Source organism: Brevibacillus composti, assembly GCF_016406105.1.
In the GTDB taxonomy this organism is placed as follows: Bacteria; Bacillota; Bacilli; order Brevibacillales; family Brevibacillaceae; genus Brevibacillus; species Brevibacillus composti.
Map to the genome: position 1 here is coordinate 3,995,259 of NZ_CP066308.1, position 22,675 is coordinate 4,017,933.

Genomic DNA, 22,675 nt, shown 5'->3' on the forward strand with positions numbered 1-22,675 from the left:
CCGATCAGGCAAGGTCCCACTTCCTGGGATGTCAGACAGGGGCGGTGTGGGGAGGGGCAGGAGCAGAGCGTGTATCCTGCGGTTCATTTTGACGTACCGGCTCCTTTTTCCCTCCCGCTTCCCCGATCCATACGAGCACACTTTGGCCCGTGCGGTTTTGTCTCTTCGGCTTGTACCTGCTATGGCTCGTGCGGGAGCTGCGCAGGGCTGGAGCTCCGCCGCACTCCCTCCCCCGGTCTGCCAGCAGCATGACCGGGAGAGGGGAGCCATGGCCCAGGCAAGACCAGTTCGGCTCCGGCAGCTCGCTCAAGCGCTGATCGTCAAAAACGGCAGGCTTTCTCACGGCATAGACCGGCTTCTCCTCGCGAGACTCGTCTTCCCTCTGCAGATCGGCGCTCCCGAGAAGAATCGCTTCCCAAGGCTCCGTTTCCGAAAACAGAAAGTTTTTATGGCTTTGCTCGGCTCCGCTCCTCAGCACCTTCCAGGTCTCATCTATTTTTTCCAGAATGAATCGGGCTTGAACTCCCATGACATTCCCCGCTGTCCTCATCCCTCATTCCTCCTATCCGGCTCGTCGCCGTCTCGTTTGGCTTAATCGGTCAGCGCATTGTAAATATTGGCTTCTCCGGCACCGAAGTATTTGTCATCCCCGCGCTTTCCGAAGTCCTCGGCGGTTTTGCTGATCAAATTGGCAATTTGAGACGGTTTCATCCGCGGATTTTCAGACTTGATGACGGCCGCAATTCCCGCCACTTTCGGCGCAGCCATCGACGTGCCGTGCATGAAGGCATAGCCTTCGAGATTGGATGTGAAGTACGGCGGCAGGTAGGTCGGGTACGTTGACAAGGTGCGATAGCGGAAATCGCGCTTATGCAGATAGTCGCCCTTCGGATCTTCGCGATACAGTCTGTCGTACTCCGGACCGTTGTCGCCGCCCGGTGCCGCGACATCGATCGGATTGCCGTAGTTGGAGTAGAAGGCGAGCACGTCCTCGGACCACTCGTTGGACGACGACACCGTAATCACGCCCGGGATTTGGGCCGGCACGACCCGGGATGGTCCCTTGATGTCCAGTCCGTAGGTTTCCTTCCAGTACTCCTGCATGTCATGCAGGCTTCCGAGGTTGCGCGAATCGTTGCCGGCCGCAACCACGACCGTTACGCCTTTTTGCACCGCGTACTGTACGGCGCGATGGTAGGCCACCATGGACGCGGAGTCTCCCTTTTCCCCATAGTTATGAGCCATCCACCGCCAACCGCCGAGACTCATGTTCACGACATCGACGCCATCGTTGGCTGCGGCCACCAGCGCGTTGGTAATCCAGGACTGCTGAGCTCCCCCTGTTGCGCCGAAGACGCGGTACGCCCGCACCGTCAGATTGGGGCCTACGCCCAGCACCTTGCCGTTGGCTGCAATCGAACCGGCCACGTGCGTACCGTGACCGTTTTCATCCCAGGCGTCTCTCGTGCCCGGCACGAATGTCCGGCTGCCCGCCTCATCCGCATTGTCCCTGAGGTCGGGGTGGTCAAAGTCCAGTCCGGTATCGATTACGCCGACGACGGTACGTGCATTTCCTTTGCTGATCTCATGCGAGCGGAAATCATTCGTGATGCGCTTGATGTCCCATTGCAGATCGTGGTAGTTCTGGTCCGGGTCATCCCAGTCCGGCTGGGGAATATCCGTAATCGGCTGTCCGTCTGCCGCATCCGGCTTTTCATGGTCGAGGAAGATTTCCAGCTCCTCTTCAGCAGCCAGAACGTTCCGCTCCTCTTTGATTCTATCCAGAAAGTCAGGATCATTGGAGCTGGCAGAAACGATGCCTACTTCATCGACGACTGTCTCTACCGTCCCTCCCAACTCTTCGATCCGTTCCTCAAAATCTCTTGGAAGCTCATTTTTGTAAGCGATGAGGTAGCTCGTTTCCTTACCTTTCCCGTAGACAGGTGACTGCACCACAGACAGAGCAGAAGCAGCCAATCCCAATACCAAGGTAGAACTGAGCAATACTTTTACCGTTTTCTTCATCGCTATCATCCTCCACACAGGAATAGTAGTGAGTTCATTACTCTTGATTGTAAAGATTATGCCTACTTTTTCCAGGAGAATCGTTCGATTCGTTTTTGCAAGGTCAGACAAAGCCTCCCCGTTTTCTCTACGAAAACATGAGGAAAGCGGCGAAGCCTGTCTGACGGTAAGGAACCATAACGAAAAAAACCACCTTTTCCGTACGGAAAAGGTGGGGAAAGGGACTCGATTGTTTCTGTTTATTGACCGCGCTTCATCTGGCGACGGCGCTCTTGCTCCGCAGCCCGGCGCTGCGCACGATTTTTGGGATCGGCGTCTCCGGATGTCTCGCCGACAGGACGCTCGGATGGACCGGACGTCTGCAGCTGAGACTGGTCCGCCGCCTGGCCGCGGATGACTTCCTGACGCTCCAGGTTTTGGCTGACCTCCGCTTTCATGATATACATGGCCACTTCCTCCTCGACGGCCGCCACCATCGACTGGAACATCTCGTAGCCTTCGAACTGGTATTCACGCAGCGGATCGTTTTGACCGTAAGCGCGCAGATGGATACCTTGACGCAGTTGCTCCATCGCATCGATATGATCCATCCATTTGCTGTCTACGGCACGGAGGACGACGACTTTCTCAAACTCGCGCATCATCTCGCCAATTTCCGCTTCACGCTGTTTGAACTGCCTGTTTACCTCTTCCTTGAGGAATTCAGCAATCTCCTCGGCCTCTTTGCCTTTCAACTGGCTGACAGTCAGTGTCTCATCATGCAGGAAGCCGTTGTTGGCCGCTTCGACCAATCCTTCCAGATTCCATTCTTCCGGCACTTCTTCTTTGGGGCAGAAGCTCTCTACATGGCGGTCCACCACGCTGTAGATCATCGGCAGGATCACGTCGCTCAGTTCTTCTTTCTCCAAAATGTCACGGCGCTGTTTGTAGATGACAGCACGCTGCTGGTTCATGACATCGTCGTACTGCAGAACCACTTTCCGGGCATCAAAGTTGGCGCCCTCTACCCGTTTCTGGGCCGACTCTACTGCACGGGTCACCAGACGGCTTTCGATCGGCATATCTTCTTCCATGCCGAGACGGTCCATCATGTTCATGATGTTGTCTGCTCCGAAACGGCGCATCAGCTCATCCTGCATCGACAGGAAGAACTGGGACGAGCCCGGGTCACCCTGACGACCCGCACGACCGCGCAGCTGGTTGTCGATCCGGCGGCTCTCATGGCGCTCCGTCCCGATGATATGCAGACCGCCGAGATCCGCTACACCCTCGCCGAGCTGAATGTCGGTCCCGCGCCCCGCCATGTTGGTCGCGATAGTGACAGCTCCGTATTGACCGGCACGGGCGATAATCTCCGCCTCGCGAGCGTGCTGCTTGGCGTTGAGGACGTTGTGCGGAACGCCCTTTTGTTTCAGCATGTGGGAGAGCATCTCCGAATTCTCGATGGAGATCGTACCGACCAGGACCGGCTGCCCTTTTTTATGGCGCTCGACAATATCATTCACGACAGCGCGGTATTTCGCGGCCTCCGTCTTGAAGACCAAGTCCGGCAGATCCTGACGGATGACAGGCTTGTTCGTCGGGATGACGACGACATCCAGGCCGTAGATTTTCTTGAACTCTTCTTCTTCCGTCTTGGCGGTCCCCGTCATACCGGAAAGCTTTTGGTACATGCGGAAGTAGTTTTGCAGCGTGATGGTGGCCAGCGTCATGCTCTCGCTCTGCACGCGCAATCCTTCCTTGGCTTCGATCGCCTGGTGGAGACCTTCGCTGTAGCGGCGTCCCACCATCAGACGGCCGGTAAATTCGTCGACGATGACGACCTCGCCATCCTGCACCACGTAGTCCACATCGCGCTTGAACAGAACTTGCGCCTTCAGCGCAGCGTTGATATGGTGGTTCAGGGTCATGTGGGCGGTATCGTACAGGTTATCGATATTAAAAGCCTGCTCGACCTTGGCTACACCCTCGTCGGTCAAGGTTACAATTTTCAATTTTTCGTCTACCGTATAATCCGTCTCCTGCACAAGTCGCTTCACAAAATGAGAGCAGATGTAGTATAGCTCTGTCGTCCGATTGGCAGCACCGGAGATAATCAGCGGTGTACGCGCTTCGTCGATCAGGATGCTGTCCACCTCGTCGATGATGGCGAAGTACAGCGGACGCTGCACCATTTGCTCTTTGTACAGCACCATGTTGTCGCGCAGGTAATCGAATCCAAACTCGTTGTTGGTTCCGTAAGTAATGTCGCAGGCATAGGCTTCGCGCTTTTCCTCTGCGGACAGGCCGGACTTGTTCAGACCAACCGAAAGGCCGAGGAAGTTGTACAGCTTCCCCATGATCGTGGAGTCGCGCTCAGCCAGGTATTCGTTGACTGTGACTACGTGAACCCCTTTGCCTTGCAGGGCATTCAGGTAAGTAGCGAGCGTGGCGACGAGGGTTTTCCCCTCCCCTGTCTTCATCTCGGCAATGCGTCCTTCCTGCAGGACCATACCGCCGATCAGCTGCACGTCAAAGTGGCGCATGCCCAGCACCCGCTTGGAGGCTTCGCGGACGACGGCAAACGCTTCATTTAAAATATCGTCCAGCGTCTCGCCCTGCGCCAGACGATTTTTGAAATCCTCTGTTTTCGCGCGCAGCTGCTCATCAGACAATGCCGCTACTGTCGGTTCCAGCGCGTTGATCTTTTCCACACGCTTGAACATTTTTTTCACTTCACGTTCGTTGCTGTCGCCAAAAATCTTTTTAACGAGTCCCAGCATAAGGACACCCCTTTTCTAGTGGCAAAACTACCCCGATTATGAGTACCTTTGTATTTTCTTGTACACACTTACAGCAGTCCATAGAGGCTTGCAGGGTGTACATCCTATATATGCATCTTCCCTAAAATGATATTTTATCAAATGAGAATAGGAGTGCACAAGTAAAGGGAGTTGCCAGAATAAGCAACTCCCTCATTTCGCTGTCTTATTTCGGTTCAATCAATCCGTATCGTCCGTCGTTTCTTCGGTATACGACATTGACATCGTTGGTGTCGCTGTTTTGGAAGACAAAGAAGCTGTGGCCCAGCATATCCATTTGCATCACGGCTTCATGGGCATCCATCGGCTTCAGGTTGAAGCGCTTTGTCCGGACGATGTCGATTTCGATGTCATCGCCGTCTTCCAGGTCTTCTGTCAGTACGGCTACCGGCTGGCGGCCATTCCCTACTGCTCTATTGTTGGATTCAATGCGGAGCTTGCGAATCAATTTCGTTTTGTGCTTGCGAATTTGCCTTTCGAGCTTTTCTACCACCAGATCGATGGCGGCGTACATATCTTCATGTGTTTCTTCGGCGCGGAGGATCACGCCACTGAGAGGGATGGTTACCTCTATCGTCCCTTCGCCACGGATGACGCTCATCGTGACTTGTACATCCGCAAGGCTAGAGGATTCGAAATACTTTGCAAGACGGCCCACTTTCTTTTCTACATAATCTCGAAGTGCTGCGGTTACTTGAATGTTTTCTCCACGAATTTGAAATTTCATGGTTCCAACCTCCTTCCGTCTTTCCTATTACTATTCCATGCATTTGTAAAAAATCCTCCTGCCCTCTTCAAAAAACCTTTACAAAACCTTTACAATTCTACAAATTACGACAAATCCTAGTAAACTCTCCAAGCCCTTTTCTGCCCACGCAAAAATCCCCTGTACGTATTCGGTACAGGGGATCGTTTTCGTCCAGGGATTTGTTGTCCCGGCTAACGGGTCGAATATTTCTTTTCCAGTCCTCTGACGACGACTCGCGACAAAAACAGTGTCAGCACGAGATAGATCGCGGCTTCCGTCAGATACGGGGGGTACCGCTCAAACGTGCTCTTGGCGACGCTCATCGCCGCGTAGTTCAACTCCGGCGTGGCAATTACCGCCGTGAGGGAAGAGTCTTTCAACAGCGAGATAAACTCATTGCCAAGCGCCGGCAGCATTCGCGTAAAGGCCTGCGGGATCAGGATCAGGCGCATGGCCATTCCTTTGGTCATCCCCAGCGAACGCGCGGCTTCCATCTGCCCTGGATCGATCGACTGAATCCCGGCGCGAAAGATTTCGGCGATATAGGCAGCGGCATTCAGCGACAGGGCGATCATCCCGGAGTAGATCGCTTCCGGGCTCTTTTGGCCCGGGAAAAATGCCTCCCAAATGGAAGGAATAACGGCAAAATGAATCAACAAGATTTGGACCAGCATCGGAGTTCCCCGAAACAGCTCGACGTAAACGGCGCTGGGCCATCGCAGCCACTTTTTGCTGGACATCTTGCCCAGACAAATAAAGAGGCCGAGAAGGGTTCCTGCAACAGTGGCGATCGCGGTCAGCATGATCGTGTTCAAAAAACCGCGGAAAAACATTTCCCGATAATCGTATACGACACTCCAGTCCAGAGGTATGCCCTCCCTTCCATGCTGCTAGTCTTAGGTATGAAAAAAACAGGGGTACGCCTGTCGACGTACCCGGCTTCCTCATCTACTCATCCCCGAAGTACTGCTTGCGAATCTCTTCCAGCTTTCCGTTTTCCTTGATCTTTTTCAAGCCCTCGTTGATTTTGCCCATGATTTCGGAATTCCCTTTTTTCACCATGATGCCGTAGTTCTCCACTTCAAACGAATCGTCTTTGATGAGCTTGAATTTTTTGTTTTCGATTTTTTTCACGTAATACTGGATGACGCCGTTGTCGCCGACGACTGCATCTACGCGGCCGTTGAAGAAGTCATCGACAGCAGAAGGCATGTCGTCGTACTCCTTCAGCCCCTCGTAGGTATCGCCAAACGCTTTTTTCACGACCTCGCCGCCGGTGGTGGCGCCCTGCACGCCGATCTTTTTGCCTTTCAGATCGGCCAATGTGTTCACCGGAGAATCCTCGGCCACGAGAATCAGCTGATTCGCGACGAAATAGGGTTCAGAAAAGTCATACTTCTCTTTGCGCTTCTCTGTAATTGTAATGGACGAGATCCCAATGTCGACGGTCCCTCTGTCCAGTCCGTCAAACAGCGGATCCCACCCCGTATTTTTCCACTCGATCTTGAAGCCTGCCGCTTCGGCCACCGCATTCATCACGTCGATGTCATGACCCGTAATTTTCCCATCAGCCTCAAGCATTTGGAACGGAGGATAGGCTGCATCGGTACCGACGACATACACTTTTTCCGATGTTCCGCCCCCAGACGCCGCCTGGTTGCCGCCCGATCCACAGGCAGATACCAAAAGTCCCACTCCGACGGTCAAAACCAGTGATGTTAACCAATTTTTGCCCATTTTCATGTGTTCTTGTCCCCCTTATCTGCATCTGTCATGGTTCTTTTTTCCCCAGCCCTGTCCACAACGAAATTCCCTGTATTCTGCCTCATCCACAGAATTATCCACATGATCCACAGGGCGTTGTGCACAAGCGGGGGATAACTTACCCTGCTGTCCCTCTTTCTACCATCACTATGTCAGTCATTGTGAAAAAAGAACAGGGGTTCGCATAAAAAAGAAAACGGATTCCTATCAGATATAGTTCGATCTGATACATCGGAATCCTTCTAAAAAAATGATTCATTCACAGAAAATTTTCACCATTAGCTCTTTTCTGCCATTATGACGATTTCCACCCGCCGATTCCGCTTCCGGTTTTCCGGATTGGAGTTGTCGACCAGCGGCTTGTACTCGCCCCAGCCGGCAATCGTAAAGCGCGACGCCGGCAGCGCATAGGCATCCACCATCTCCCGCATGACCGCAATCGCCCGGGCGGAGGAGAGCTCCCAGTTGGAGCGGAACGAACTGTGGGTGATCGGGACGTCATCGGTATACCCTTCGATGCGGACGCGGTGGGGAAAGCGCTCCAGCACGCCAGCCACGGTCCCTACGACCTGCTTGCCCTGCTCCTGCAGCTCCGCAGACCCGCTGGCAAACAGGATCGCTTCCGGCAGCCTGACTCTCAGCCCTTCTTCGGTCTCTTCATAATCGATATTCAGCTCTTGCAGCGCAGAGGACAGCTCTGTGCGCACCGTTTCCATGTCGCGATCGGGCGACTCCTCCGAATCGACAGGAACGGCGGCCCGCGGCACCAGCTCACTTGCGGCTTGCCCGTTCACGGCGCCCTCCAGCGTCGCCCGGCGCGCTTCCAGCTCATGGACCTGGCGCTGCAGCTCCAGCTTTTTGATCGTGAGCAGGTCGAGACTCTCCTGGACCTCCTGCTGCTGGGCCTCCTGCTTCGCCTCCGCCTGCTTCACCTCCTGCATCTCGGCTTTCAGCTTGGCGGCGTGGGCGGCCGCGATGATGAGAATGATCACAAAGAGCAGCGTAAACAGGTCGCTGTAGCTGATCAGCCAGCTTTTCTCCAGCTCCTTCTCGTCGTACAATCGCTCGTCATGCATGGAGATCCTGCCTTTCAATCGTTCCTTTCATGCTGCCCGGCGCTTTGATCAGGACCAGTTTTTTGTCTCCGGGGAGGAACGAATTCAGTTTTTCAAACAACACACGGGGCGTCTCCATCCGCTGCAACCCGATGCATCCCTCGATGTAGAGACGCTTTTCAAACATCTCCTGGTCCACCAGATCCATCAGGCGGTAGTAGCACGGCAGGGCGAACATGTTGGCGAGCAGCGCCCCGTAGAGTGTCGCCACGACAGCGGCGCTCAGGCTGTAGCCCGTCTGGGTCAAGTCCGACAGCGTCTCCAGCACCCCTGTCATCCCGAGCAGGGTACCCACCAGCCCCATTCCCGGCGCAAGCAGGCTGACCAGTCGGAAAAATCCGGCCGCTTGCTGATAACGGTACTGCTCGCCCTTCAGCTCATTTTCCAGAATCAAGCGCAGCTCGTCCTCCGGAACGCCCTCGATGGCCAGCAGGCTGCCGCGGCGGACGAAGGAGTCCCGCTCGTTTTGCAGCTCTTTTTCCAGCTCGAGATACCCCTGCTCTTTTTGCACCAGCGCGTAATAATAAAATCGTTTGATGGTCTCTTCTATGTTCCCCTCGCGCCCGTGAACCAGGAGCCGGGCCAATTTGCGCACCTCCAGATGCTTTCTTTTGATCGCATAGGAGATGATTACGGACAGCCCGACCAATTCAATCGCGGCGAGGTTTACCAGCTCGGACAGGTTCCCTTTGAGATAAATCGCGTGTGTAAAGATAAGCACTACCGCTCCGACCAAGAGGAGCGAGCGTCGTTTTGTGGACAACATCGGTCACCTTCCTGCGTACAATCTTCTTTTCCATTATCGGAAATGTACAGACTCCATGTAATAGCAAAGCTTTGCCAAGCCGATAAAAAAGGGAAGGCGAATTTCTGGGAAAGGAGGAACTCTCATGGACATCAACTCGATCATGGGCGCACAGCTCAGCCAGCTTCAGCATACCGTCAGTCTCAGCATGCTGAAGATGACACAGGCGACACAAGCCGCCGGAGCGACGGTCATGCTTCAGGAGTTTGCCGAGACGCAGCAAAGCATCCAGCAGGCAGCTCAGGCACCCCATCCGACAGCCGGCAAGGTGATTGATATCAGCGTTTGATCCTTCGTCCGCTCTTTCCCAAAAAGCGAGAAGCAGGCTGCCAAGCACCGGCAGCCTGCTGTTTTCTCGCCTCTTCCTTTACTGTTCGTCTCCGCCCAGCTGTTCGCCTCCGCTCGCCAGCTTGGCGCCCGTCTTTCTCTGACCCCGTCTCTCTTGCAGCCCCTCCAGGCCGAATTCCCGGTAGTTCTTTACCCATCTGCGGATATAGGAGCTGCTGATCAGATTCAGTTCGCGGATGACCCTGTTATAGCCCATACCATCCTCCAGATACATTTTCACAGCCTGGAGCTTGAACTCTGTGGTGTACTTTTTGAATGTCTGCCCCTTTGCAGGCATAAAAGTTCCTCCCCGATTGAATGGCTTCCCGGATGCCCTTTTCTCAGGCGAAAAAGGGAGTTATGCGTAAATATTCAGAACCAAACCTTTGATTTCCCCGACGCGCTCAAGTATGCGCAGACCGGGCTCTTGACTCTTTAACACGGCATCTGTCAGTTCCAGCAGCTTCTGGTCGACTTCCTTGACAATTTTAAACACGCGCGAACGCCCCCTCCGGTTGTAGCCTTGCTGCTCTTCCAACCGAAGGCCATTTTTGACAGCATCGTCGAGAAGGCTCTTGACCAATGACTTAAACTTGCGCAGGTCCCCGACCGTTCGGGTATCCGCGAGAATTTTTCCTTGGTCTTCGAGGTCCGCGATCAGTTTTTGCAGCCGCTCCGCGTTTAATTGATCTCTGCCTCTATTCATCAGTTCCGAAAAAACGACCCGATCTGCCGGCACATCCTGTTTTGCCTTGCGCTGTTCCACGGATGCCTGTCCGATCCTGTTTACTTCCATGATTGATCCGTACCTTTCCGTCAGTGTCTCTTTCAAAATGACGAGGGTCTCCCGGCTATCCCCTTCGTTTTTCCATTTCTTCGATCAGCAGCAAAATTTCCGCTACGACCGAATACAGCTGCGGCGGGATATTTTCCCCGAGATCCATATCGATCAGGTTCTTGATGAGAGAAGCGTCCTCCTGCAGCGGAATATCGTTTTGCCTGGCCATGGCCACGATTTTTTCCGCCAGCTGCCCCCTGCCTTGAGCCGTAATCGTCGGGACGTAATCCCGCTCCTGGTCGTAGCGGATCACGGCTGCCATCGGCCCGTTGATCGCTTGTCTCTGTTTTTGGTTGAATGATTTGCGGATCATACCTTCAGATCAAACCCTTTCGCGGCTGCGCCAGCCTCATTAGCTGAAGCAGGAATGGCCGGGGACGGGCGGTTGGGCCCTGCTTGCCTCTCGTCTTTTTTCGGCTCCGTAAACCTCGTAAAGTTCACTCCCACCACATTGTACCCGATCTCCGCGAGGTTTTCCTTACAGCTTGCGACGAGCGATTCTACCTTTTCTTTGAAGGTGGGCTGGTCATTTTTAAGCGTGATCGAAAGGTTTCGATCCACAGCGTTGATATGGATCCCGGTTTGTCCCATTTTTTTCGTCTCGATCAGAAAGTAGAGGCTGCAATTTTCCCAGTCCACTTTTTGCCCCTCATTCTTTGAGTTTACGTACATTTTGACGTTCTCCAGCCCGTTTTCCAATAGCAAGGGCAGCTGGAAAAACATGCTTTGCGGCTGATTGCCCGCCTCCGGTTTGCTCAGTAGCTGCTGCCCGGTCAAATTTTGCAGCGCCTGCTCGACCGCGGGATGGCTCTTGGCCGTGGACATCTCTCCCGCTTTGCTGAGCTGCAGCAAAGCCGTCTTCAGATTATGCGGATGATCTTCCCGCCCCCGCTGGTGCTGATTGGCATGGGAATCGGCAAGATCACTCTCGTAGTTCAATCCCAACGTACGGATCCATTCAAATGTATTGCGCGCAGAGGGCGGGTGGTTCTGAAAATGCTGAGCTGTCTCCGCCACCTGCGCAAAGAGATGCGCGGCTTGCGGCACTTTGTCGGAAAACAAACTCTGTCCGGTCGCAAAGTGCATCATCCGGGTATCCGAAGGCCGAAAATTGAGCGCGTCAAGCTTGGCTTTTACCTCCCGAAGAACGGATAATGCCTGCGCTTGTTCGCCTCTGGACAAAAGTCTTTTGGCTTCCGCCAGATCCGTGCTTGCTTTGATCAATTCTTTTTCCGTCTCCATATCGGTCAGCATCATCATGTCGCTCTTCAAAATGGCTTTGTCGAGAAGGTCGATAGTCGATTCCAGAAGCGGCTTGACCGCGGCCTGGGCCTGGGAACGGTTGGCTTCTGCCACCTGGATCACATGGTCGATATTTCTGACGATCTCTCGCTTGGCGGTTTGAAATTGGACCGCAGCCTCATTCAATCGCTGTGTGAAGGTGGTCACGACCAGATCCTTTGAAGTTAAAAAGGAAGCGAGATCGAGTCCTGCCTGATCTTCGTAAGCAAATGGCGACGGCGTGGCCGCCTGCGACATTTCTGCCGGAGCTGCAGGCTCCGCTCCCCCATCAGCTGCGACCTGATCGATCATCCTCAGCACAAGCTCTCGGCCTGCTTGCTCCAAGCCTGCTTGGTGGAGAGAGACCGCTTGCTGCAGGGCTTGTGTGACGCGAGAGGCTGTCTCCTGATGAGGCTGGGGCAGCCGCTGCAGAGACTCTCGGAACTCTGACAACAGCTGTTCCAGCGGCGCTCCCTGCTGCACCTTGATTTTCAGCTCTGAGGCCAGCAGGCGGAGTTCGGCGCCATCCGCAGGGGCCATCCCCTTGCCATTCGGGCCGGCAAGCTCACCAAGAGGCGGGAGACCGATCGTCGCAGGATTGCTCCCTTCCATCGCGGATAGCTGCTGCAGCAAATTGGCCAAGAGCAAGCGGGCTTCTCCTTCTTTGCCTGCTTGCTGCAAGATGGCCGCTTCATACAGTACTTTTCCGATCTTTTCCGCCAGCTGCGGGGAGATTCTCGCATGACCGGCGATCCGCTCCCGGATGCTTTGCATGGTCTTCTCCAGATCGGAGCCTTTGCCCATCAGCTTGTTCGCGCTGGAATCCAGGCTTTCCAGGCCATCCCCGGCGGCCTGGGCCAAATCACTGAGCGCACCCGTCAGCGGCTGGCCGTGCAAGGCTTCATGGACTGCCCGCAGATGTCCTGACGTCACTTCTATTTTTTTATCGGCGATGGCCTGAATGGTTTCCAGCTTTTGCTGCAGGCTGCCGGGAGCCTTGCCCATGAACTCTTTCAGATCCTGCGCCGCCTGTTTGCTGAGTGAAACGCCGCTGTCCAGAAGGACTTTGGCAGACTGCTTCATTTCGAGAGTCGGCTCTATTCCCAGACCGCGCAGGACACTGTCTGCATCCGGCTGGCTCTGTGCGCCGCCAGCAGACGCCGAGACAGAAGCTCTCGCTTGGGGAAGGTCTCCCGGCCCCTCTGCCGATTGCGTCCCGATACCGGACTGCGATGGATGTATCGATGCGGGTAGATTCACTCTCATTCGTCTTCACTCCCCAAAGAATAGCCACGTACTTTGCTCTTATCTTTCTATATCGACAGAATCAGACGGGGAGTTTACACACGAGCAAAAGCGCGGGTCACCTTTTCTACGGCCCTGGCCACATTTCGGACATCCTCATCGCTCATCGCGGGGAAGAGCGGCAGCGTAAGAATCCGCTCATAAAGCGCTTCGGCATGGGGTGCCAGACCTTTTGGATAACCGGCTGCCTGGTAATACGGATGCAAGTGCACGGGGATGTAATGGACATTGACGCCAATATTTTCCGCGAGAAGCGCCTCGTAGATTTCCTTGCGCCCCGCTGTGAGCTTTTCCAGCTGAAGCCCGATCAGATAGAGATGCCAGCTCGATTCACGCTCCGGCGCCCGGTACGGCAAGATGACAGGAAGAGGGGAAAGGAGCTCATCATATAGCCGGGCGATCGCTCTGCGCCTCTCCACGAATGCATCCAGTCCGCGTATTTGCGAAAGCCCCAAAGCGGCCTGGATATCCGTCATCCGGTAGTTGTAGCCGAGGTCATGCATTTCGTAGTACCAGGCACCCTCGTCTTGGCGGTGCATCCGCGCAGGGTCGCGCGTAATTCCGTGGCTGCGAAACAACAGCAGACGGTGGTAGAACGCTTCCGAATCGGTCGTGATCATGCCCCCTTCCCCTGTCGTGATGTGCTTCACGGGATGAAAACTGAACATCGTCATGTCCGCGATGCTCCCGATTCGCTTCCCTTTGTACGTGGCGCCGAGCGAATGGGCCGCGTCTTCAATCACGATGAGGCCATGATCCCGCGCGATTCTCATGATCTCCTCCATATCGGCGGGCTGTCCCGTAAAATCGACAGGAATGATCGCTTTGGTACGCGGGGTGATGTGCTGGCGAATCTGCTCGGGATCGATCAGATACGTATCGGGCCGGATATCGGCGAAAACGACAGTGCCTCCGCAATAGCGCACGCAGTTGGCGCTGGCTGCAAACGTAAGGGGCGTGGTGATCACCTCATCCCCTGCGCTAATCCCGGCCGCATAACAGGCGCCATGCAGGGCAGCCGTCCCGTTTGCAAACGCGACGGCGTATTTGGCCCCCACCAGGCGGGCCACGGCTTCTTCAAATTCCCGGATCTTGGGTCCTTGGGTCAGATAGGGAGAGCGCAATGTCTCGATCACCGCGGCTATGTCTTCTTCGGATATCGACTGCCGGCCGTACGCCAGATAGGCAGTCCGGACCGGCTGCCCCCCATGGATCGCCAGCCGTTCTTCTTTTACCGGTTTCACGTGCATTTCCCCCTAGATGAACGTTGTCGTGCGGATCCACTCTTCTGTGCGGCGAATCCCTTCTTCGAGAGAGACGGTCGGTTTCCATCCGAGCAAAGCGCTCGCTTTCTCGTAATTGCAGAGCAGCTTCTGGATTTCCGACTGGGGATGAATATGCGCCACATGACAAATGCGGCTCTCATCCTGGACGATCAGCTTCGCCAGCTCATTAATCGAGATATCGCGCCCCAGCCCGGCGTTGACGATCTGCCCGTCTACGGCGGCAGAATAGCCCGCTTCGGCCACAAAACGGGCACAGTCCTCCACGTACAAAAGGTCGCGGGTTTGGGTGCCGTCGCCGTAGATATGGAGCATGCCGCCATTCAGCTTTTGCTTGAGAAAGATGGCCACGACCCCGCCCTCTCCGCCCGTCTTTTGGAAGGGGCCGTAGGTATTGAAAGGTCGAATCACCACTGTGGGCAAGCCGTATGCGTAGTAGTAGGAGAGCACCATGTTTTCTGCAGCGATTTTGGAACCGGCATACGGGGAAGCCGGCTTGACCGGATGCTCTTCGCGGATGCCCTGTTCGTCCTGGCAGCGATCGTACACCATGCATGTACTCATAAAGACGACCTTCACGCGGTGCTGCCGGCACTGCTCCAGCACGTAAAACGTCCCCACCGTATCGTTATTGAAGGTCGTGCGGGGATCGTCGATGCTGTCCTGTACATTAATGCTGGCACCCAGGTGGTAGCAAACCTCGAATCCGTTGGCAAACAAGGATTGGAGCGTCGCTTCGTCCTTGATGTCCCCTTGCAGGAACTGCCGAAACCCGGGATGTTGCAAAAACTCAGAGAGATTCTCCCGCCTGCCATTGGAGAGGTCATCCAACACCCACACCTGGTGACCGTCCTCCAACAGGCGTTTGACTACCCATCGTCCAATGAATCCGGCACCGCCGGTTACGAGTACATTCATCGATTTCATCCCTTTCCGTCATCAAACATATCCCACCCTGCGGGTGTTCCTCTTGAGATATCGCGGCTTACCCGCTTGCCCAGCAGCATGTCGTAAAATTTGGGCGCAAGTCCGTAACCCGGGCGGATCGCGCGCAGATTTTGCGGCGTCAGCTTGTCGCCCGCTTTGACATCCTCGACGATGTACAGGGAGCGGCGGAATCTCAGCGATTTCTTTTCATGCTCCCCCGGGCCGTAGGCGACTTTCCCCAAGCCCTGCCAGGCCTGCTTCGTCTCCGTGACCAGGCTGTGGAACTCCTCCGGCTCCAGGGAGAATGCGGCATCGACGCCGCCGTCGGCACGGCGCAGGGTAAAATGCTTCTCCACGACAGTGGCTCCCAGGGCGATACTGGCGATCGCCACCCCGATCCCCATCGTATGGTCGGAGAGACCAGCCTCCACGCCAAATAGCTGTTTGAGATGGGGAATGGTGCGGAGGTTCGAGTGCGCGGGCGATGCCGGATAGGTACTCGTACATTTCAAAAGAATCAGGTCCTGGCAGCCTTCTTCTCTGGCAGCCCGCACCGCTTCGTCCAGCTCCGCCAGCGTCGCCATCCCCGTCGAGATGATCAGCGGCTTGCCCGTCCGGGCGACTCTTCGGATCAATGGAATATCTACATTTTCAAAGGAGGCGATCTTGTACAGCGGGACGTCCATGCTCTCCAAGAAATCTACCGATGTGTGGTCAAACGGGGTGCTGAAGCCAATCATCCCCAGCTCCCGGCAGCGTTCAAAAATAGGCTGGTGCCATTCCCACGGCGTCGCCGCTTCGCGGTACAAGTCGTACAAGGCCCTTCCTTTCCACAAGCTGCCAGCGTCCTGGATGACGAAGTCCTCCTGCTCCAGGTCAAGTGTCATCGTATCGGCGGTGTAGGTCTGGATCTTCAGCGCATCGGCGCCCGCTTTGGCAGCTGCCTCGACGATTTGCAGCGCCCGCTCCAAGGATTGGTTGTGATTGCCTGACATTTCCGCGATGATAAACGGCGGATGGTCCGGACCGATCACTCTGTTGCCGATGGAAATGCCTCTGCTTGCCATAAGCCCTCCTCCTCTCCCTAAAAATGGGTGAACCTACGCAAAAGGGGATGGAAACCTGTCCCGAACGATCAATCGCCGCCGGTTTCCTCCATGGCGGCCACGACCCTCTCCGCTCCCTTCCCATCCACCGTGCGCCAGCAGGCAGCCGCCATTCGGGATAAGCGGGCCGCATTCTGTCGAAGCCCCCGGACAGCCTCCGCCATCTGCTCTACGGTCGTCTCCTCCGCCCTCCCGAGGTAGAGCGCCATTCCGTTTTCATGGACCGCTCTGGCCAACGGCACCTGATTGGCGGCGACCGCTACAATCACAGAGGGGACGCCCAGGCAGCAGCGCTCCCACGTATGGGTCCCGCCTGCCCCGATCACCACCCCCGCACGGAGCAGTAGCTCCGCCATTCTGCTCGTTTGCACATGGAGAGAAAAGTGCGGCGTGCGCTCGCATAATTGCTGAATTCCGGCTGGATCGGGATGATTTTTTCCGATCACGACATCGGCCGTCAGCTGGGAGTCTTCCAAAAGCATCAAGGCTTCCAGCGCTTTTTTAGTTTGATTGGAGGGGTCGCTGCCCCCGAAAAAAACCAGCATGTGCTGCGGATCCACCTGTAAGACGCGGCGCCTGTCGCGCAGGCGGGCAAATTCCGGGCGTAAAAGCGCATAATGCGGGCCAAGCAGCTGCCGCGTCTTCGCGGGTATTTTTCCGGTATAGGGGGTCATAGACAGGCGCGGGGCAGACAGGACGTTCGGATCGAGGAGAATCTCGCAAGAATGCGGACGATTGGCGAGATCATCCATGACCAGAATTCGCCTCGTGTAAGGGCGCAGGAACGTTTCCCATTTTGCCTCGATGCCGTAGTGGTCCACGATCAACCAGTCCACTTTTTTAACGGGAAGCTGCTGCAGAACCGCAGCCGTCTGCCGGGCATCGGCCTGCCAGTCGGTGCCTAGCCAAGAGGGGAGATCGCTTTCGGTCGGATGGGTCGGTGATGGTTGCTGTGGGAGGGCTGGCAAGGCGTGAACAGTGAAGCCTTCTGTTTTGATGTGGTCGATCAGGTTTCCGGGGAAAAGCCGGGTCACGAACGAAACCTGCCACCCTTTGCTTCGCAGTGATTGGGCCAGGGTCAGGCATCGCATGATGTGGCCGCTGCCCATGTACAGCGAGGCATCCGCTCGGAAAAGGGCGTGAGGCATGGGGATTCACCTCTGTGGCTTGGTTTTCTCTTGTTCAGTGTATACGGCGGGGAGTGGGGGTGATTGTGCGTTTTTGCTAAAGGACGGTAATAAAAACAAATCCCCTCCAGATCTCACGGGAGGGGGAAACAAAACAGAAAACTATTTTCTTTTATCAAAAAACGAGCCGTATGCTTCGGGGATACTGTAACCATTGTATTGCTGAGCAGTTACTTTGCTTTTTTGGATTTGATTCATTTTGTTTTGGATCAGACCCATCCATTCGCTGATTCGATCCATAGATGCTTTGTCCAATTCTAAACAGCTGTGAAGAACATCCTTTTGCTTTTTGGAGAGTTGGTACCCGTTTGCGAGACCCTGTTGTAATTCTTGAACCAGCGCCTCTCTTTTATCTAACAGCAAAAGCCAGTTATCCGCCTCTTTTTCACCCTCGAGCTCATATTGCTGCACCTCATGCAACAGCAATTGGCTTACCGAATAATATTCTGCCACAATGGTATCCATATCGGATGTCATTATGTGCTCTCCGTTTCTGCAACCGGCTTCTTGGCGAGCACCATGGCTTCTTTCCAGGTGTCACGGAACTGAATAAACATATCTTCCATCTCATCCAAAATTGCGTTGTCCTTTTTCATGTTGGCTTCAATTAACCGGTGGAGCATATATTCGTAGAGTGAGAACAACTGTTTGGAAATCGGTATATCCATGTTTAAGGTAATCATGAGTTCTTGCACGATATCCTGGATTCGTATGATGGAGTCGTGCGCAAGGGGAATCTGTTTGCTCTCGATCGCCTGTTTTGCCTGTTTGGTGAACTTGATTCCGGCATTATACAGCATCATCGTGAGCTCGGCTGGTGTAGCTGTTGTTGTGGAGTTTCTTTGATATGCTTGCAAAGCCCGATTCATCGTTGCCCACACTCCTCATTGGGTATTACTGGCCGCCAAGTTGTGATGTCAACCACGCTCCTTGGGCGCTGTACTTGTTCATTGCTGTTTCCATCGCGGAGAATTGCTTCCAATAGTAATTTTCTTTTTTTAGCAGCTTATCTTCCCATAAGCTGATCTGATCATCATAGCGTTTCAGATTTATGCCCATGCTGTAGCTGGCATAGCTAGTCGTTGTACTATTTCCAGCTTTCTTTTTGATTTCGTCCATCGTGGCATTGATTTGTTCGTAGAGGCGGGTAGCTAATCCCTTTTCCTCAAACGTGCTGCCTTTTTGGGTGAAGAGCTTAGTAACTAAATCGGGCTTCTGTTCCAGGGATTCACGAAGCTTCTGCTCATCAATGTGAATCTTTCCTTTTTCCAGGTAATTATACTTATTCCCGTCCGGTCTTGCTGGGCCGATTCCGATTTTCCCCATCGTATCAAGAGTAGGATCTACACCTGATATTGTCGAATAGAATGCCATTCTCATCATATCTAAGGACTTCTGAATCATCGTATCGCTTTGCAAGAGACCACTTTTGGCTTTGTCTTCCCACTTCTTGATCTGATCCTCGCTTAATTGTTCCCGTTCTTCGTCTGTCAGTGGCTGATATTTACGTTCAACGGGTTCCGCGATTTTTTTATGAAGAAAGTCAATCACTTCATTGTACTTTTCCGTAAATTCTTTGATGGAATCAACAATAGAGTCCGTATCGGTTACCGCATTAATCGTAACGGGTGTACTCATATCCTGCTTGAAGGAAAAAGTAATGCCATCCACCGTCAACATATTACTGGTGAGAGTGTATGTGACGCCATTAATGGTTGCGCTGCCAGGCTCCTGATTATTGGCATAATAGCCGACCATCGTTGCGTTTTCATCTGTTCCAAAGGAATTGCTCCCTGGCGCGTTAGAGGTACCTGTAACAGAGCCATTTTGGATGTTTAAAACGTTACCGGTATCACTCACATTCGAGATGGAGATCTCTTTGCCAGGTGTTGTGGAAGTGAAGATAATCGCCTTTTCCGTCGCTGAATAAACAGCTTTTACACCAGTTTCAGCCGATTTTGCATTAATTTTTTGAATGGCTTGGTTAATATTATCTGTAGAACTGATTGTAATTTGACTCGAGAGTGTACCATCGGACAGATCAAAAGTGAGGTCGGAAGCCATTCCTGCATCTGACAGTTTGGTGATGGCATCCGGTACAGAATTTTTAAATTTGACAGAAGCACCATTTCCCAGCTTGGCCAGGGTAACATCAGAAACGTTATAGGAAGACAAATTTGGGTTCCCGTTTAGAGATACGGACACCTTTGATTCATCCGTCGAAACCAACTTCTTTTTCGAAAACGTCGAGGTATAACGTAATGCGTCCAGTTTATTCCTCAGTTCCAACAGGAGCGAATTTGCCTCCCGATACATATCGCGTTTCCACTCTTCTTTTTGTTTCTTTTGTTTCAGCTTGTCCAGCGGAATTCTTTCCGCTGACATTAATTTTTTAATCAGTCCGTCTGTATCGATTCCAGACGAAAGCCCACCAATTCGTATGGGACTCATCAATTATTCACCCCTCTATCTTTTTTGATCGACCAAAATCCCGATCATTTCGTACATTTTTGCAACCGTATCCATCATTTTTTTAGATGGAATCTCACGAATGACCTGACTCGTCTTATCGTTTATGACTTGGACGTAATATTCACCCAATTCGTCATGCAAGACAAATTTGACGTGTGCCTGATTGGCATGAAGCATCTTATTAAATACGTCGACCTGTTGTTCCAGCTGCTCTCTCGAATGCTGTTTATCTGTTACTTCTTTTACTTCTTTGCTGACAGGAATGTCAGGGGCGGGTTCTGTAGTCTGACTGGTTGACGCCTGTGCAGGAAAGGATGATGGTATCGTTACTCCGCTTACTTTGAAATCCATATTGCTCCCTCCGAAACGTCAGTCTTTACCACTTATATCGGAAAAAGAACGAGGGGAATTTAGAGCAAACACTTTTTCTTTTCTAATTCTTGGTCAACTATTTGCCGATAATGGAAGGAGGATGTTTTTTCACCAGGCCAGAGAAGAGAGGACAGATAGCATGACATCTCAAGGTACAATAAAACTCTTGATTCCCGAATATATGAAGTACTTTGCCTGTATCGGCTCAGAATGTGAGGATACCTGTTGTGCGGGTTGGAGTGTGTCAATTGACAAAGCCACTTATAAAAAATACAAAAAAACGAAGGATAAAGAGCTTAGCAAGCAACTAGACCAAAATGTCGTACGTAATCGAAAAAACCCAACAGATAATCGATATGCAAAAATAAAAATGAAGGAAGATTTAAGCTGTCCATTCCTAAATGAGACAAAGCTATGTAATATCCAGTTAAATCTTGGAGAAAGTTATCTTTCTTATACATGCAAGACTTATCCGCGGACTTTCAATACCATAAATGGGGTCATAGAGAAAGCAGCCACTCTTTCTTGTCCAGAAGCAGCCCGCTTGGCACTTCTTAATCCGGAAAAGATGTCATTTACCCACGCGGATGAAACAATCAATATTAAGGATGTTATCGGAAATTCGTATAACTTTGAAGATCCACGTTATGCAAATAGTATCAAGCGTTTTTTTTGGGATTTACGTGTATTTACGATTCAGGTCTTACAAAGCCGTGAATATAAGTTATGGGAAAGGTTATCAATTCTGGGGATCTTTTATCAAACCGTTCAAGAATATCAGGAAGAAAACAAGTTGTCAGAAATACCGGAGTTAATAAATGAATATGTAAAAGGTATAGAACAGGGTGCCTTTGATCAAGCATTACAAGATATTCCCGCAAATGAGTTTATTCAATTAAACATCCTCACTGAAATTCTATTATCAAAGAAAGAGAGCGGTGGCTATGGTGAACGATTCCTAGCATATTTTACTGATTTTACAAAAGGTGTTAATCCTGACAATTTGAAGTCTTTATCAGGCATACTTAAAAACTACATCTCAGCCTATCAGAATTATTATCAACCTTTTATGGAAAAACATGAATATATCCTTGAAAATTATTTAGTCAACTACGTGTTTAAAACTCTCTTCCCATTTAATCGAACCAAAAACTTATTCGATAACTACGTGCTCATGATCGCACATTACTCTTTAATCAAAATGTTATTAATTGGACTGTCAGGTTATCATAAGGAAAACTTTGATCCCCAATATGCTGTCGGAATGATTTCTGCAGTATCGAAAAACATTGAACATAGTGATGTTTTTATTAATAAGATTGTCTCGTACATTCAACAGAAAGGATTCAATACATTGAGTCACATGCTGCTGCTGATAAAAAATTAATATATCCTTTTTTCTTCTTCATTATCACAAGGTGGTAATGAAGATTTTTTCTTTATTCCCTCTCTTATTAAGAAAATAGGCTACCGATGTTATTCGGTAGCCTGACGGTAATGCTATGAAAGTAATACTGATTAACGGAGCAGTTGCAGTACGCCTTGTGGTTGTTGGTTCGCTTGTGCAAGCATCGCTTGGGAAGCTTGCAGCAGAATGTTGTTCTTGGTCAGCTTCATCATTTCCGCAGCCATGTCTACGTCGCGAATACGGGACTCAGCAGCTTGCAGGTTTTCAGCAGTGCTGTTCAAGTTACGAACAGTACTTTCCAGACGGTTTTGTTGAGCACCATAAGTCGCACGTTGAGTATTAACCGCTGTGATTGCTTTTTCAATATTGGCAACACCTTTATCCTTATCAAGGCCTTTCGCGTCATCCAGCTTTGCAACATCAATTTTTAATGTAACTGATGCGTCATGGCTGATGGCAATATCAGCTGCGGTAGTTCCGTTAAGAATCTTCAAACCGTTAAATTCAGTGGTGGAAATGATATTGTCGATTTCATCACCCAATGCATCCAACTCAAGGTCGATGTTGGCTTTGTCATCATCATTGTAAGTACCATTCGCTTTTTGCACGTTCAGTTCTTTCATACGAACGAGCATGTTGCTCACTTCATCCAGCGCACCCTCAGCCGTTTGGATCAGGGAGATACCGTCTTGAGCGTTGCGGGAAGCTTGTTGCAGACCGCGGATTTGGCCGCGCATTTTTTCGGAGATGGAGAGACCAGCTGCATCGTCAGCTGCACGGTTGATGCGCAGACCGGAAGAGAGCTTCTCCATGCTCTTGCTGCTGCCCAGTACGTTGTTGCCCATGTTGCGGTGAGTGTTCATCGCTGGTAGGTTGTGGTTAATAATCATTTCGTTTTCCTCCTTGAGTGT

At 52.3% G+C, this 22,675-nt stretch carries 23 protein-coding genes; 2 read left to right on the forward strand and 21 right to left on the reverse strand.

Translation table 11 applies throughout. From position 1 onward, the window contains the following. Nucleotides 1-31: 31 nt before the first annotated feature. The 8 genes from JD108_RS19990 to JD108_RS20025 all read right to left on the reverse strand — a co-directional run bounded on the left by JD108_RS19990 (nucleotide 32) and on the right by JD108_RS20025 (nucleotide 9,219). Entirely contained in the window at nucleotides 32-550 is a 519-nt protein-coding gene (locus tag JD108_RS19990; RefSeq protein ID WP_198827679.1) for a hypothetical protein, read from the reverse strand. Nucleotides 551-591: 41 nt separating this feature from the next. Continuing rightward, complete coding sequence (locus tag JD108_RS19995) at nucleotides 592-2,025, reverse strand: S8 family serine peptidase (protein WP_198827680.1); 1,434 nt, start codon at nucleotides 2,023-2,025, stop codon at nucleotides 592-594. A gap of 239 nt (nucleotides 2,026-2,264) precedes the next feature. Then, nucleotides 2,265-4,787 carry an accessory Sec system translocase SecA2 gene (gene secA2, locus JD108_RS20000; RefSeq protein ID WP_198827681.1) on the reverse strand — a complete coding sequence of 841 codons (2,523 nt, stop codon included), beginning with the start codon at nucleotides 4,785-4,787 and terminating at the stop codon, nucleotides 2,265-2,267. Nucleotides 4,788-4,992: 205 nt separating this feature from the next. Continuing rightward, the gene (gene hpf / locus JD108_RS20005; RefSeq protein ID WP_198827682.1) at nucleotides 4,993-5,553 is read right to left on the reverse strand and encodes a ribosome hibernation-promoting factor, HPF/YfiA family; all 561 of its coding nucleotides are present in this window, start codon (nucleotides 5,551-5,553) and stop codon (nucleotides 4,993-4,995) included. 212 nt (nucleotides 5,554-5,765) lie between these two features. Next, nucleotides 5,766-6,407, reverse strand: coding sequence for an amino acid ABC transporter permease (locus JD108_RS20010; protein WP_267459283.1), 642 nt, complete (start codon nucleotides 6,405-6,407; stop codon nucleotides 5,766-5,768). Nucleotides 6,408-6,522: 115 nt separating this feature from the next. Next, nucleotides 6,523-7,317 (reverse strand): basic amino acid ABC transporter substrate-binding protein, encoded by a 795-nt coding sequence (locus tag JD108_RS20015; protein ID WP_198827683.1) that lies wholly within the window; start codon nucleotides 7,315-7,317, stop codon nucleotides 6,523-6,525. Between the two features lie 299 nt (nucleotides 7,318-7,616). Beyond that, entirely contained in the window at nucleotides 7,617-8,414 is a 798-nt protein-coding gene (locus JD108_RS20020) for an OmpA/MotB family protein (RefSeq protein ID WP_198827684.1), read from the reverse strand. Then, a complete protein-coding gene (locus JD108_RS20025) occupies nucleotides 8,407-9,219 on the reverse strand; it encodes a motility protein A (RefSeq protein ID WP_228728226.1) in 813 nt (270 codons plus the stop codon). The genes JD108_RS20020 and JD108_RS20025 overlap by 8 nt, the downstream gene beginning before the upstream one ends. 124 nt (nucleotides 9,220-9,343) lie before the next feature. Between JD108_RS20025 and JD108_RS20030 the strand changes: the two genes are divergently transcribed. Then, nucleotides 9,344-9,547 carry a polyribonucleotide nucleotidyltransferase gene (locus JD108_RS20030; RefSeq protein WP_198827685.1) on the forward strand — a complete coding sequence of 68 codons (204 nt, stop codon included), beginning with the start codon at nucleotides 9,344-9,346 and terminating at the stop codon, nucleotides 9,545-9,547. 78 nt (nucleotides 9,548-9,625) lie between these two features. Here the strand turns inward: JD108_RS20030 and JD108_RS20035 are convergent, their stop codons facing one another. From JD108_RS20035 to JD108_RS20090, 12 genes are all read right to left on the reverse strand, one after another. After that, the gene (locus JD108_RS20035) at nucleotides 9,626-9,883 is read right to left on the reverse strand and encodes a helix-turn-helix domain-containing protein (RefSeq protein WP_198827686.1); all 258 of its coding nucleotides are present in this window, start codon (nucleotides 9,881-9,883) and stop codon (nucleotides 9,626-9,628) included. Nucleotides 9,884-9,943: 60 nt separating this feature from the next. Further along, nucleotides 9,944-10,417 carry a YaaR family protein gene (locus tag JD108_RS20040; protein WP_323958388.1) on the reverse strand — a complete coding sequence of 158 codons (474 nt, stop codon included), beginning with the start codon at nucleotides 10,415-10,417 and terminating at the stop codon, nucleotides 9,944-9,946. A 19-nt stretch (nucleotides 10,418-10,436) separates the two neighbouring features. After that, nucleotides 10,437-10,736: an EscU/YscU/HrcU family type III secretion system export apparatus switch protein gene (locus JD108_RS20045; protein ID WP_198827687.1), complete on the reverse strand. Its 300-nt coding sequence runs from the start codon at nucleotides 10,734-10,736 to the stop codon at nucleotides 10,437-10,439. Beyond that, the gene (locus JD108_RS20050; RefSeq protein ID WP_198827688.1) at nucleotides 10,733-12,970 is read right to left on the reverse strand and encodes a hypothetical protein; all 2,238 of its coding nucleotides are present in this window, start codon (nucleotides 12,968-12,970) and stop codon (nucleotides 10,733-10,735) included. The genes JD108_RS20045 and JD108_RS20050 overlap by 4 nt, the downstream gene beginning before the upstream one ends. A gap of 74 nt (nucleotides 12,971-13,044) precedes the next feature. Further along, the gene (gene pseC, locus JD108_RS20055; protein ID WP_228728227.1) at nucleotides 13,045-14,253 is read right to left on the reverse strand and encodes a UDP-4-amino-4,6-dideoxy-N-acetyl-beta-L-altrosamine transaminase; all 1,209 of its coding nucleotides are present in this window, start codon (nucleotides 14,251-14,253) and stop codon (nucleotides 13,045-13,047) included. A 12-nt stretch (nucleotides 14,254-14,265) separates the two neighbouring features. Beyond that, entirely contained in the window at nucleotides 14,266-15,210 is a 945-nt protein-coding gene (locus JD108_RS20060; RefSeq protein WP_198827690.1) for a dTDP-glucose 4,6-dehydratase, read from the reverse strand. Between the two features lie 5 nt (nucleotides 15,211-15,215). Beyond that, nucleotides 15,216-16,286, reverse strand: a complete 1,071-nt coding sequence (gene pseI, locus JD108_RS20065; RefSeq protein WP_198827691.1) for a pseudaminic acid synthase — start codon at nucleotides 16,284-16,286, stop codon at nucleotides 15,216-15,218. Between the two features lie 68 nt (nucleotides 16,287-16,354). Beyond that, complete coding sequence (gene pseG / locus JD108_RS20070) at nucleotides 16,355-17,473, reverse strand: UDP-2,4-diacetamido-2,4,6-trideoxy-beta-L-altropyranose hydrolase (protein ID WP_198827692.1); 1,119 nt, start codon at nucleotides 17,471-17,473, stop codon at nucleotides 16,355-16,357. Between the two features lie 141 nt (nucleotides 17,474-17,614). Beyond that, complete coding sequence (locus tag JD108_RS20075; RefSeq protein WP_198827693.1) at nucleotides 17,615-17,989, reverse strand: flagellar protein FliT; 375 nt, start codon at nucleotides 17,987-17,989, stop codon at nucleotides 17,615-17,617. Then, nucleotides 17,989-18,381 (reverse strand): flagellar export chaperone FliS, encoded by a 393-nt coding sequence (fliS, locus tag JD108_RS20080; RefSeq protein WP_198827694.1) that lies wholly within the window; start codon nucleotides 18,379-18,381, stop codon nucleotides 17,989-17,991. The genes JD108_RS20075 and fliS overlap by 1 nt, the downstream gene beginning before the upstream one ends. Nucleotides 18,382-18,406: 25 nt before the next feature. Continuing rightward, nucleotides 18,407-19,963 carry a flagellar filament capping protein FliD gene (gene fliD / locus JD108_RS20085; protein ID WP_198827695.1) on the reverse strand — a complete coding sequence of 519 codons (1,557 nt, stop codon included), beginning with the start codon at nucleotides 19,961-19,963 and terminating at the stop codon, nucleotides 18,407-18,409. A gap of 15 nt (nucleotides 19,964-19,978) precedes the next feature. Then, a complete protein-coding gene (locus JD108_RS20090) occupies nucleotides 19,979-20,335 on the reverse strand; it encodes a flagellar protein FlaG (RefSeq protein WP_198827696.1) in 357 nt (118 codons plus the stop codon). A 160-nt stretch (nucleotides 20,336-20,495) separates the two neighbouring features. On the opposite strand from JD108_RS20090, the gene fliB reads away from it, so the two are divergent. After that, a complete protein-coding gene (gene fliB / locus JD108_RS20095; RefSeq protein ID WP_198827697.1) occupies nucleotides 20,496-21,743 on the forward strand; it encodes a flagellin lysine-N-methylase in 1,248 nt (415 codons plus the stop codon). A 131-nt stretch (nucleotides 21,744-21,874) separates the two neighbouring features. On the opposite strand, the gene JD108_RS20100 is transcribed toward fliB, so the two are convergent. Beyond that, on the reverse strand, nucleotides 21,875-22,654 hold the full coding sequence (locus JD108_RS20100) for a flagellin N-terminal helical domain-containing protein (RefSeq protein ID WP_198827698.1): 780 nt from the start codon (nucleotides 22,652-22,654) through the stop codon (nucleotides 21,875-21,877). Between the last annotated feature and the right edge of the window lie 21 nt (nucleotides 22,655-22,675).